General features: G+C 64.2%; 13 protein-coding genes. 5 read left to right on the plus strand and 8 right to left on the minus strand.

Annotated features, from left to right (window positions below):
• Positions 1–375: 375 nt before the first annotated feature.
• Positions 376–1,002 (plus strand): DUF1062 domain-containing protein, encoded by a 627-nt coding sequence (locus tag EJ074_RS17445; protein ID WP_095804808.1) that lies wholly within the window; start codon positions 376–378, stop codon positions 1,000–1,002.
• 59 nt (positions 1,003–1,061) lie between these two features.
• Here EJ074_RS17445 and typA read toward each other — a convergent pair whose 3' ends face one another.
• Positions 1,062–2,891 (minus strand): translational GTPase TypA, encoded by a 1,830-nt coding sequence (gene typA, locus EJ074_RS17450; protein WP_095804807.1) that lies wholly within the window; start codon positions 2,889–2,891, stop codon positions 1,062–1,064.
• Positions 2,892–3,087: 196 nt separating this feature from the next.
• Between typA and EJ074_RS17455 the strand changes: the two genes are divergently transcribed.
• Positions 3,088–3,375 carry a hypothetical protein gene (locus EJ074_RS17455; protein WP_245420293.1) on the plus strand — a complete coding sequence of 96 codons (288 nt, stop codon included), beginning with the start codon at positions 3,088–3,090 and terminating at the stop codon, positions 3,373–3,375.
• 210 nt (positions 3,376–3,585) lie between these two features.
• On the opposite strand, the gene EJ074_RS17460 is transcribed toward EJ074_RS17455, so the two are convergent.
• The gene (locus EJ074_RS17460) at positions 3,586–5,160 is read right to left on the minus strand and encodes an alkaline phosphatase (protein ID WP_095804967.1); all 1,575 of its coding nucleotides are present in this window, start codon (positions 5,158–5,160) and stop codon (positions 3,586–3,588) included.
• Positions 5,161–5,302: 142 nt separating this feature from the next.
• On the minus strand, positions 5,303–6,586 hold the full coding sequence (locus EJ074_RS17465; RefSeq protein WP_095804806.1) for an MFS transporter: 1,284 nt from the start codon (positions 6,584–6,586) through the stop codon (positions 5,303–5,305).
• Between the two features lie 77 nt (positions 6,587–6,663).
• Between EJ074_RS17465 and EJ074_RS17470 the strand changes: the two genes are divergently transcribed.
• Positions 6,664–7,278 carry a TetR/AcrR family transcriptional regulator gene (locus EJ074_RS17470; protein WP_129553628.1) on the plus strand — a complete coding sequence of 205 codons (615 nt, stop codon included), beginning with the start codon at positions 6,664–6,666 and terminating at the stop codon, positions 7,276–7,278.
• A 44-nt stretch (positions 7,279–7,322) separates the two neighbouring features.
• Positions 7,323–7,913 carry a hypothetical protein gene (locus EJ074_RS17475; protein WP_095804804.1) on the plus strand — a complete coding sequence of 197 codons (591 nt, stop codon included), beginning with the start codon at positions 7,323–7,325 and terminating at the stop codon, positions 7,911–7,913.
• Here the strand turns inward: EJ074_RS17475 and ppa are convergent, their stop codons facing one another.
• The 5 genes from ppa to EJ074_RS17505 form a co-directional block, all read right to left on the minus strand.
• Positions 7,914–8,447: an inorganic diphosphatase gene (gene ppa, locus EJ074_RS17480; RefSeq protein ID WP_095804803.1), complete on the minus strand. Its 534-nt coding sequence runs from the start codon at positions 8,445–8,447 to the stop codon at positions 7,914–7,916.
• Between the two features lie 199 nt (positions 8,448–8,646).
• Complete coding sequence (locus tag EJ074_RS17485; protein ID WP_095804802.1) at positions 8,647–9,153, minus strand: GNAT family N-acetyltransferase; 507 nt, start codon at positions 9,151–9,153, stop codon at positions 8,647–8,649.
• A 130-nt stretch (positions 9,154–9,283) separates the two neighbouring features.
• A complete protein-coding gene (locus EJ074_RS17490; RefSeq protein WP_095804801.1) occupies positions 9,284–9,922 on the minus strand; it encodes a TPM domain-containing protein in 639 nt (212 codons plus the stop codon).
• 5 nt (positions 9,923–9,927) lie between these two features.
• Positions 9,928–10,770 (minus strand): YgcG family protein, encoded by an 843-nt coding sequence (locus EJ074_RS17495; protein WP_095804800.1) that lies wholly within the window; start codon positions 10,768–10,770, stop codon positions 9,928–9,930.
• A 166-nt stretch (positions 10,771–10,936) separates the two neighbouring features.
• Complete coding sequence (locus EJ074_RS17505) at positions 10,937–11,575, minus strand: LemA family protein (RefSeq protein ID WP_095804799.1); 639 nt, start codon at positions 11,573–11,575, stop codon at positions 10,937–10,939.
• A gap of 158 nt (positions 11,576–11,733) precedes the next feature.
• Between EJ074_RS17505 and EJ074_RS17510 the strand changes: the two genes are divergently transcribed.
• Positions 11,734–11,985: a hypothetical protein gene (locus EJ074_RS17510; RefSeq protein WP_095804798.1), complete on the plus strand. Its 252-nt coding sequence runs from the start codon at positions 11,734–11,736 to the stop codon at positions 11,983–11,985.
• Positions 11,986–12,057 lie beyond the last annotated feature (72 nt).

A 12,057-nucleotide genomic window follows, 5' to 3' on the forward strand; every position in this document is an offset into this window, starting at 1 on the left:
GGACTTGCCTGCCTGCCGCCTCGCGGCTAGAAGAACCGACCCTTATCCATTTTTCGAGCCTCACTTTGCCTCAGTAACCGCCGGTCTCGTCTACTCCCCCGAAAACACCGCAGGCGCAGCTTTGGCGGCAGCTTGCATCATTTTCACGTGTTCTTCAGGCGGCGGGTTCGAGACCGGTTGGCACTTGCTGAGCCGCTGTCGCGCGCAACTCGCGACGCCAGACATCCAACCGCCGCAGCTCTCGCCACGCCGTGCCCGCAGGCATGATCCCGAAAAGTGCAACCCGGTTTTCGGAAAAGATCATGCCAACAAAGAGATAGGGCATCTCGGACAATGCCGGCCTGACGGACTTCCCAACGGGAAGGGCCTACCGGCATGTCTGGACTGTTGCGTATCCGCTGGGCGATCGCGCCCGAAATCGCGCCTCGACCTTTCATCAACTGCAATCGCTGCGGCGGCACCAGACCGTATCGATGCAGCGGCAAATTCCGCGTCAACGCCAACGGCAAGCGCATAGACGTCTGGCTGATCTATCGCTGCACAGGCTGCGAAAACTCCTGGAACCGCACCATTTTCGAGCGCTGCAATCGCCGCGACATAGAGCCCGCGCTATTGGCGGCGCTGGAATGCAATGATCCGGCGCTGGCGCGTCGCCATGCATTCGACGCTGCCGGGCTCCGGAGCCGGATTGCCCGCGTCAAGGAATTTCCCGACATCACGGTGCGGAAGGAGCTTGTCGAGGGGAGACCACAATGCGCGAGCGCGCTTTGGCTCGAGCTTCGTCTCGAGGCCGCAACACCCTTACGGCTGGATCGGCTGCTTGCCGGCGAGTTGGGCATCTCGCGATCGAGGCTTCAGACCTGGGAAGAGCGGCGCGCGCTGGCCGTTGAGCCGGAGGGCGCCAAAGCCCTGCGCAGGCGGGCACGAGACGGCATGACGATCCGCATCGATCTGGCAGGCGAGGCCGACCGCGACGCCATCATCGCGCTCGCATGCGGCTGAAGTGAAAAGGGAGGGAGCAGCTGCTCCCTCCCTCCCTGTATGACTGCTTCGGGTTGGGCTTACGCCGCGCCCATCACCCTGGCCGACTTCTCGAAACGCTTGCGCTCGTTCGGGTCGAGATAGAGCTTGCGGAGCCGGATGGTCTTCGGCGTCACCTCGACCAGTTCGTCGTCCTGGATCCAGGCCAGGGCGCGTTCCAGCGTCATGCGGACCGGCGGCGTCAGCTTCACCGCCTCATCCTTGCCGGCGGCGCGGATGTTGGTGAGCTTCTTGCCCTTCAGCACGTTGACCTCGAGGTCGTTGTCGCGCGAGTGGATGCCGATGATCATGCCCTGATAGACCTTGACGCCCGGGTCGATGATCATCGGGCCGCGGTCTTCCAGGTTCCACATCGCATAGGCGACGGACTCGCCCTGCTCGTTGGAGATCAGCACGCCGTTGGTGCGGCCGGGCAGCTCGCCCTTGTAGGGCTCATAGGCATGGAACAGGCGGTTCATCACCGCGGTGCCGCGCGTATCGGTCAACAGCTCCGACTGGTAGCCGATCAGGCCCCGCGTCGGCGCGTGGAAGACAAGACGCTGGCGGTTGCCGCCGGACGGACGCAACTCGACCATCTCGGCCTTGCGCTCCGACATTTTCTGCACGACGACGCCGGCATGCTCCTCGTCGACGTCGATGACGACTTCCTCGATCGGCTCGAGCAGTTCCCCGTTCTCGCCCTTCTGCATGACGACGCGCGGCCGCGACACGGCGATCTCGAAACCTTCGCGGCGCATGGTCTCGATCAGCACCGCAAGCTGAAGTTCGCCGCGACCGGAGACGAAGAAGGAATCCTTTTCCGCCGATTCCTCGATCTTGAGCGCGACATTGCCCTCGGCCTCGCGCAGCAGGCGGTCGCGGATGACGCGGCTGGTCACCTTGTCGCCCTCGGTGCCGGCAAGCGGGCTGTCGTTGACGAGGAAGGACATGGTCACGGTCGGCGGGTCGATCGGCTGCGCATGCAGCGGCTCGCTCACCGTCGGATCGCAGAAGGTGTCGGCGACGGTGCCTTTCGACAGGCCGGCGATGGCGACGATGTCGCCCGCCTGGGCCTCGTCGATCGGCTGGCGCTCGAGGCCGCGGAAGGCGAGGATCTTGGACACACGTCCGGTCTCGATCTGGGTGCCGTCATGGTGCAGCACCTTGACCGGCTGGTTGGCCTTCAGCGAGCCCGACTCGATGCGGCCGGTGATGATGCGGCCAAGGAACGGATTGGCTTCCAGGATGGTGCCGATCATGCGGAACGGACCGGGATGCACCGTCGGCGCCGGCACATGCCTGACGACGAGGTCGAACAGCGGCGCAAGGCCCTGGTCCTTCGGGCCTTCCGGATTCTCCGACACCCAGCCGTCGCGGCCCGAACCGTAGAGAATCGGGAAATCGAGCTGCTCGTCGGTGGCGTCGAGCGCGGCGAACAGGTCGAACACCTCGTTGACCACCTCGATGTGGCGGGCGTCCGGCCGGTCGATCTTGTTGATGACGACGATCGGCCGCAGGCCGACCTTGAGCGCCTTGCCGACGACGAATTTGGTCTGCGGCATCGGCCCTTCGGCGGCGTCGACCAGCACGATCGCCGAATCCACCATCGACAGGATGCGTTCGACCTCGCCGCCGAAATCGGCGTGTCCGGGCGTGTCGACGATGTTGATGCGGGTGCCTTTCCAGTCGACCGAGGTCGCCTTGGCCAGGATGGTGATGCCGCGTTCCTTTTCGAGGTCGTTGGAATCCATGGCGCGCTCGGCGACGCGCTGGTTGTCGCGGAAGGCGCCGGATTGTTTGAGAAGCTGGTCGACGAGGGTGGTTTTGCCATGGTCGACGTGCGCGATGATCGCGATATTGCGGAGATTCATTTGTCTGGTCTCGGGAGCGTTGCAGGCAGCAGGCTTAACAAGCGCCGCCATTTTCGGTTGCGCGGCTCATACAAGGTTTTTCGCATTTGCGAAAGGGGACGCCGCGCCCCAAATACATGGTCACTGATTCTTAAACGTCTTGGTGTGAAATGATTCCGTTAACCAAGGCGGAACCTTTGCGGGGCCGGGCAGTTCGATGTTCATGACCGATCAGATGTCCAGATTGCGTCCGGTTTTCGCGTGGGCGGCGCTTGGCGTCCTCATCGCGGCAGGAGCCGCGCAGTCGGCCGCGGCCTTGAAGGAAGCCAATCCGGCGCGGCCGTCCGGCACGCAGACGGCTCAGCAGATGTTCGCCGACGCCCCCGAGGGCGTCGACCCGATCGTCACCGGCCCGGTCAGCGCCGCCTTCAAGCAGCGGCAGCAGGCGGCCAACTGCGACACGGCCGTCTGGCCGAATATTCCCTCGACCTGCTACCCGGATTGACGACGGCGCCACAGGAACCCTGGCGGGACAGCACCCCCCTCTGCCCTGCCGGGCATCTCCCCCTCAAGGGGGAGATTGGCAGTTTGCCCCCACCGCCGCGTCCTGCAGCGTTGGAAATTGGCGAAAGCTAATGCGAAATCCGATCTCCCCCCTTGAGGGGGAGATGGCCGGCAGGGCAGAGGGGGGTGCTGTCCCGCCGACGTATTCAGATTAGGCCGACCGCACAGGATCGAGCGTGACCTTGTAGAGCTCGTTGTCGTCGCGGTCCATCAGCCGCACGGTGAGTTGTTCGGTGGCGCCGGAAATGTCGACCAGGCCGAAGAACTGCAGGCCCGCCGAAGGCGGCAGGTTCTGGCCCTGCTCGGCGGTCGGCGCCTTGATGAACTTGAGCTCCGGCCCGAAAGTCATGTCGAAATTGTTGGGGCCGAAGGTGCCGGCGTGGATCGGGCCGGAGACGAATTCCCAGAACGGGCTGAAATCCTGGAACTGCGCCTTGTCGGGGTTATAGTAGTGGGCCGCCGTATAGTGCACGTCGGCGGTGAGCCATACCGTGTTGCTGATGCCGGCATTCTTGATATAGCGCAGCAGGTCGGCGATCTCGAGCTCCCGGCCCTTCGGCAAGCCGTTGTCGCCATTGCTGAGTGCCTCGGCGCCGGTTTTCTTGGCGGCGTCGTTCCAGACGACGAGGCCAAGCGGCATGTCGGCCGCGATGATCTTCCAGGTCGCCCTGGAATTGGCGAGCTCGCGCTTCAGCCACTTGGTCTGCTGCTCGCCGAGCAAGCGCGATTGCGGCGTCATCGTGTCCTCCATGCCCGGGCCGTTCGGGCCGCGATAGGAGCGCATGTCGAGGAAGAACACGTCGAGCAATGGTCCATAGGCGATCTTGCGGTAGACGCGACCCGGTTCCGACGGCTCGTAGCGGATCGTCGTCATCTCGTGGAAGGCGCGCGCCGCGCGGGCCGCCAGCACATGGATGGATTTTTCCGAGTAGCGGTCGTCGGCTGTGAGATCCTTCGAATCCGACCAGTTGTTGACGACCTCATGGTCGTCCCACTGGTAGAAGGTCGGGCAGATCGCGCTCAAGCCCAGCACGTTCTTGTCCATCATGTTGTATTTCCACTGGTCGCGGTACTCATCCAGCGTCTCGGCTACCTTGCGCTTGCCGTCGATCATGACGACGTTCTTCCACTTGCCGCCACCGGGCAGGTCGACCTCGTCCTTCATCACGCCGTCGGCATAGATCGTGTCGCCGGAGTGGAGGAAGAAGTCGGGCGTGTGCTTGCCGATCGTGGCGTAGGTCTTCATGCCGGTCTCGTCGATGCCCCAGCCTTGGCCGGCAGTGTCGCCCGACCAGGCGAAGCGGATATCGCGTTTGGACGCAGGCGCGGTGCGGAAGCGGCCGACGATCGGCTCGGAGACAGCGTTGATGTCAGAAAGGTCGGCGGCGACCATGCGGTAGAAGATGTCCTGGTCGGCGGCGAGATCGGCGAGCAGCCGCTTCACCGTGTAGTCGCTGGCCGGCGACGTATCGAGCGGCGCGAGCTTGGTCGCGTTGGCGAAGCTCTCCGTCGACGACACTTCGAACATGACGCGAGCCGGGCGGTCGGTGCGGGTCCAGACCATGCCGGACGTGGCATCGACATCGCCCGACTGGACGCCATGGGTGAAGACTGGCCGCTGGCTGGCGCGCGAATAGTAAGGCAGCGCGAGCCCGGAGGCACCGACAAGGCCGAGTGCGCTGGCCGAAGTGACGAAAGCGCGGCGGGTCAACGAGAACTTGTTCATGGCTGTCTCCGGGATGGCATTGAACATCGCCGGCCAAGCTCCCGCCTCAATGTTTCAGGCGCATCTCGGAACCATGAAGTTTTGATAACAGTGAACAGGCGATCTCCCCCCTCGAGGGCCCTCGAGGGGGGAGATTGGCGCCTCAAGCCGCCTGCGGTTCCGCCTCGAAGGCCGGCTTGCTGGTGTTGATCAGCAACGAGATGCAGGCGGCGGCAATGCCGGTCATGCCCGCTATCAAGAAGGCAAGCTCGTAATTGCCCTGGAGTTCGCGCATCGTGCCGCCGAAGGCTGCTGCCGCTGCCGCGCCGACCTGGTGCCCGGCGACGATCCAGCCGAACACGATCGGACCGCTGCGGTCGCCGAAGGCCTCGTTGGCGAGCCGCAGCGTCGGCGGCACCGTGGCGATCCAGTCGAGCCCGTAGAGCACGGCGAAGATGATCAGGCTGGTGGCTGAGAAACCGGAATAGGGCAGGTAGATCAGCGACAGGCCGCGCACGGCGTAATACACGCCGAGCAGCTTGCGCGGATCGAAGCGGTCGGTGAGCCAGCCCGACAGCGTCGTGCCGATCAGGTCGAAGATGCCCATCATCGACAAGAGTCCGGCCGCCTGCACCTCGCCGATGCCCATGTCGCCGCAGAAGGCGATGAGATGGGTGCCGACGAGACCATTGGTGGTGAAGCCGCAGACGAAGAAAGTGGCGAACAGGTACCAGAACACCCGCGTGCCGGCAGCGCGGCGAAGCGTGTTCAGCGTGTGCGTCAGGAAATTGCCCTGCGAAGCGGGGGAGACCGGCGGAACGTCGTCGGCGTCGGCGCCGTAGCGGACCTGACCGATCGAGGCCGGGCGCTCCGGCACCAGCAGAAGGACGAGCGGCACCAGCGCTGCCGTCGCGATCGAGACGGCGATCGCCACCGGCTTCCAGCCGCCGGCCTGCGCCAGCGAGGCGATGAGCGGCAGGAACACCAGCATGCCGGTGGCGCTCGACGCCGACATCAGGCCCATCATGAGGCCGCGATTGGTCTTGAACCAGCGATTGACGATGGTGGCGCCGAGCACGCTTGCCACTGCGCCCGAGCCGATGCCGGAAAACACGCCCCAGGTGATGAAGAGATGCCAGGGCTTGCTCATCAGCAGGCTGAGCGCCGTCGAGCCCGACATGATCAGCAGCGCGGCAAGCAGGGTGCGGCGCAATCCGATGCGTTCCATCAATGCCGCGGCGAACGGGCCGGTCAGGCCATAGAGCAGGATGCCGACGCCGGCGGCCATCGAAATGACGTCGCGCCGCCAGCCGAAACTCTCTTCCAGCGGCAGCATCATGACGGCCGGCGCCGAGCGGAGCCCGGCCGCGATGAGCAGGCAGAAGAAGATGACCGCGACGACGACAAAAGCGTAGCGCTGGCCAAACGGGCGGGACTGAGCTATCATGTTACTGACCGGTACGTTGCAATGGGATGGCGCCATACATACGTACCGGTCAGTAACATTGTCAAGCGAGTTGGTTGATGCCATCGGACAATAAAATTGAAGGATCGATCAGCGAGGCGCCTGCCTCGACGCCGAAGGCCGCCGACAAAATCCTCGGCGTGGCGCGCGACTTGTTCTATCGCGAAGGCATCCGGGCGATCGGCGTCGACGAGATCGTCAAGCGCGCCGGTGTGACCAAGCCCAGCCTCTACCGCAGCTTTCCGTCGAAGGACCAGCTCGCGGCTTCCTACCTGCGCCAATACGATCGCGAATTCTGGCAGCGCTTCGACGAGGCCGTCGAGGCCCATCCGGGTGACCCGCGCGCGCAGATCGGTGCTTTTTTGACCCGCGTCGGCAAACGCACGCAGCGGCCGGATTACCGCGGCTGCGGCATGACCAACGCCGCGGTCGAATATCCCGAGCACGGCCATCCGGCGCGCGTCGTCAGCGAGGCCAACAAGCAGGGCCTGCGCCGGCGCCTGCGCGCCATGGCGGCGGCGATGGGCGCGGCGGACCCGGACACGCTTGGCGACGGTCTGCTGCTCCTCATCGAAGGCGCCTATATCAGCGGCCAGCTGTTCGGCCTCGGCGGACCGGCGGCATCGGTCGCCCGCAACGCCGACCTGCTGGTCGAAGCGAGCTTGAAGAAATAGCGGGTGGCGCTACGCTTCGACAACTCAAATGGGAGTTGTCAGCGATGCGTGCTCTTCTGATCTCGCTTGCCGTTGCCGGTCTCTGCCAGGCGGCGCGTGCGGGCGAGATTTCCAGCGTCTACACCGATCTCGACTGGAAGAAGGACTGCGTGACCTACGCCCAATCCGAGGAGGGCGAAGGCGACTGGGCGAGCCTCGCCTGCTCGGGCTATCGCGGCTATCCGGTGCTGATCGCTTACGACGACGCACGCGAATCCCTCTATTACGGCTTTCCCTCCGACGACATGACCGCCGTCTGGGAGAGCTTTTCCGGCCTCAACACCGCGGGGCCGAAGGTCGAATGGCGGATCGAGACCAATGGCGACAAAGCCGTGCCCTTCGCCGTCATTCATCGCCGCGAGATCAGCAATCCCGACAACGAGAACAAGCCGACCGAGGTGCTGGTCGTCGCCAAGGTGGCGCAGCCGGAAGAGCATGGCGGCTGCACGATCGGCCTGGTGCTCGCCACCGGCAATCCCCAGGCCAACGATCAGGCGCGCAAACTCGCCGATGAAAAGGCGAAGGGCTTCGCCTGCGGCAAGGACAAGCGTGAGGTGATCGGCAGCGTCCCCGACTTTGGCCGGGTCGACAACTGACTACTTGACCGTCTTCGCCCGCTCGATCGCCTCGACGATCATCCTCTTGGCGTATTTGGAATCGTGCCAGCCCTCGATCTTGACCCATTTGCCGGGCTCGAGATCCTTGTAGTGCTCGAAGAAGTGCTGCACCTGCTGGCGCGTGATCTCGGGCAGGTGGGTGTATTCGGTGACGTTCTCATAGCGCAGCGTCAGCTTCGGCGAGGGCACCGCGATCACCTTCTCGTCCTGGCCGGCATTGTCTTCCATGATCAGCACGCCGATCGGCCGCACATTGATGACGCAGCCCGGCACCAGCGCGCGCGTGTTGCAGATCAAAACGTCGATCGGGTCGCCGTCGCCCGACAGCGTATGCGGCACGAAACCGTAATTGCCGGGATAGCGCATCGAGGTGTGCAGGAAGCGGTCGACATACAGCGTGCCGGCGTCCTTATCCATCTCGTATTTGATCGGCTCGCCGCCGATCGGCACCTCGATGATGACGTTGATGTCCTCAGGCGGGTTCTTCCCCGTGGCAATCGCTTCGATACGCATGGCGTGGTCCCTCTCTCGGTTGCAAGACCGATAGCGGGGGACGCATCATGGTGCAATGCGTCGAATAGCGCCGAATGCTAATGGACGCGCACAGTTTGTGATGGTTTGTAACCTGATGCAGGCCGGCCCGAGTACGGAGCGGTTTTGGGAGAAGACATGCGCCGAAACAGACAATCCGTTTCCGCGCGTCCGGCGCCTTTCATTCCCAAACGAAAGCGATCTTCTTCAGCGCCTTCTGCTCGAATACCTCGACGCCTTCGGCGATATCGCGGCCGCCTGCTCCGGAATAGAAGGCGAGCGCGTTCTGGTTGTCTTCAAGGGCCCAAACCACCAGACCCTTCAGACCGTGGTCTGCCAGGCGGCCCCGCGCTGCCCTGAAAAGCCGGCTGCCCAGCCCGATGCCCTGATATTCCGGGCGCAGGTAAAGCTCATAGATTTCGCCCTGCTGCCTGAGTTCCTTGGCGCGATTCTTGCCGATCGTGGCATAGCCGGCGATCGTGCCGCCGATCTCGACCACCAGCACCGTCGCCGCGCGGCGAATCGCATTGGCCCACCAGTCGGGGCCGCGCCGATTGATCATCGAGGTCAGCGTGCGATGGGGGATGATGCCGGAATAGGCGCCGCGCCAGGCCTCCTGATGCACCTCGGCGATGGCGTTGGCATCGCGTGGCTCGGCTTTCCTGATGTCGATGATCAGCGTGTTCATGATTTCTTAACCATAAACCCGCATCGGCCGCTTGCAAAGAGTCCGCCCGAGGGCGCTTGCTCTTTCGCACAATCGTTCCTGACAGGTGGCGAAAGCGCGGAAAACGGCCTCGGACGGGCTTTTCGCTCGATCAGATTTCGACGAGGTGGTCTTCGAGCTCGTTAACGTCGTCGGCGGTGACCGGGAAGTGCTCGGCCAGCATCGCGCCGACTGATTCGACCGCCTTGACGAAACCGTCGGCGAGGCGATCGTCGCCGGCATGCGCGGTGAGATCCCGCACCACACCGTCCCAGACATGCTGGCCGACCTTGGCGTCGATGCCTGAGTCGGCCACCACCTCGGCATAACGCTCGATGATGGAGACGAAGATCAGCACGCCGGTGCGCGCCGCGGTGCGATGGACGTTGCGGGCAAGGAACTGCTTCATCGCATTGTCGTGCGCCGCCTGGTAGCGCAGCCTTCTCGGCACGAAATGGATGCGCAGGCCGGGCAGCGCCCACAACAGGACCAGCACCGAGGCCAGCGCCAGGAGTTCGGCCAGGACGAAATGCGGCAAGCGCATGGTCAGCCACCACGCTTCCAGCCCGTACGCCACGCCGAGGCTGACGATGAGCGCGGCGAGCGAGACCGCGAAGGCGGCCTGGAAGAAATAACTGTCGCTGGCGCGCGCCACGACGCAATAGATTTCGCCGTCGGTCTTTGCCTCGGCCGCGCTGATCGCGGCGGCGATGCGCTCGTGGTCCTCAGGGCTGATCGGTCGTGTTGCCATGGATCTCACCAGCTTCCCGAGGAACCGCCGCCGCCGGAGGAGCCGCCGCCGCCCGAGAACCCGCCGCCGCCGCCGGACGACCAGCCGCCGCCGGAGCTGCCTGACGACCAGCCGCTACTGGACGACCGCCGTCCCGGCTCGAAGGTCATCCCCAGCCAGCGGTAGCGGCCGGGGCCGATCTTCTGGCCGAAGATCGGCGGCAGGATGGAGGCGGCAAGACTGCCGACCAGGATTATGATCCAGATCGTGATAAAGATCGTGAAGAACAGGTCGTCCGAGTTGAAGGGCGCCTGCTCGTTGCGCTTGCCGCGCGCCTCGAGCTCTTCCGGATTGCCCTCCAGCACCATGATCATGTCGTCGACGGCCTTGGCTATGCCGCCGGAGAAGTCGCCGGCGCGGAAGGCCGGCACCATGTCGTTCTCGATGATCAGCTTGGTGTGCAGGTCGGTCAGCGTACCTTCCAGGCCATAGCCGACCTCGATCCGCATCCTGCGGTCGTTCGGGGCCACCAGCAGCAGGACGCCGTTGTTCTCCTTGGCCTGGCCGAGCTTCCAGAACCGGAAAAGACGATTGGCATAGGGCTCGATCTCCTCGCCACCGAGGCTGGGAATGGTGGCGACGACGATCTGGTCGGAACCCTTCTTCTCGAAATCGGCGAGTTTCTGGGTCAGCGCGGCTTTGGTGCCAGCGTCGATGATGGCGGCATTGTCGACGACGCGGCCGGTGAGGGCGGGAAGGTCGGCGGCGAGCGCGGCAAGGGGAAGGAGGAGAAGGCAAAGGAGGCCAAGAAGGGTGAGGGAAGCATTCCTTCGCGCCCCCCTCTGTCCTGCCGGACACCTCCCCCTCAAGGGGGGAGATTGGCAGCTTAAGCGTCGGATCTCCCCTTCCGACGTTGGAGATTGGCGAAGGTGGATGCGACAGCCAATCTCCCCCCTCGTGGGGGAGATGTCCGGCAGGACAGAGGGGGGCGCGAAGGAACGCAAAGTCGGCGAGCTCGATAGATCCAGTAGCCGCTCACCCGCCCTGCTTGGTGCCGAAATCAACCTTCGGCACCTGCATCTTGTCTTCCTCGACGGTGAAGTTCGCGAACGGCTCGTTGCCGCGGAACCAGAAGGTCGCCCACAGCACCGAGGGGAAGGTTCTCAGTGTCAGATTGTAGTCCTTGACCGCCTGGATGTAGTCTCGGCGGGCGACCGCGATGCGGTTCTCGGTGCCTTCGAGCTGCGCCTGCAGCGCGAGGAAATTCTGGTTCGCCTTGAGGTCGGGATAGGCTTCGGACACAGCGATCAGCCGCGACAGCGCGCTGGTCAGCCCGGCCTGGGCATCCTGGAACTTCTTGAGGGCTTCCGGATCCTTCAGCGTTTCCGGGGTCACCGTGATCTGCGTTGCCTTGGCGCGTGCCGCGACCACCGCGTCGAGCGTGTCCTTCTCATGCGACGCATAGCCCTTGACCGTCTCGACCAGGTTCGGGATCAGGTCGGCCCGGCGCTGGTACTGGTTCAGCACCTCGCTCCAAGCCGCCTTGGCATTCTCCTCCGCCGTGGGAATGGTGTTGTAGCCGCAGCCGGCAAGCAGCGGCAGCACGAACGCCATCATCAGCAAGGCTGGAAGGGTGCGGAAGACGGAGGGTGGGGAGAGGCGCTGGGCAAACATGATGGTCCCTCGATGGAAGATGCAGGCCGAAGCAATACCACAATCGAGGCTCAAGAAAATGACCCTGGCCGTTATGGCGCGTTGCCGTCCCGACGCGACAACACCCTGTGAATGGCGGCGCGAACCGGCTAAGCTTTCGGTGAGAAAGGACATTTGCCATGGCCGAGCGCCGGGACGATGACACGGAATCGCGCCGCATCCTGGAGCGCGTGGCGCGCGAGACGACGCCGGGCGGCAAGTCTTTCATCGCCCGAACGGTGAAGGGTGCGCATGACCGCGTCACCGCCGCGGACGTCGATCGCTCCGATCCGATCGAATATTGGGGCACCCGCATCGGCCGAATGCTCGGTCTCATCATCGCCATTGGGCTGCTGGCCTGGCTGGTGTATGTCGCCTCGCGGGGCGGCTAAGGCGCGTCGCGCTGAAACGGATCCAGGCCGCGATTTAGGTCTTTGTTTTCGCAAAACCGCTGCACACTTTTA

Origin of the sequence: Mesorhizobium sp. M3A.F.Ca.ET.080.04.2.1 (genome assembly GCF_003952525.1) — a bacterium.
GTDB lineage: Bacteria > Pseudomonadota > Alphaproteobacteria > Rhizobiales > Rhizobiaceae > Mesorhizobium.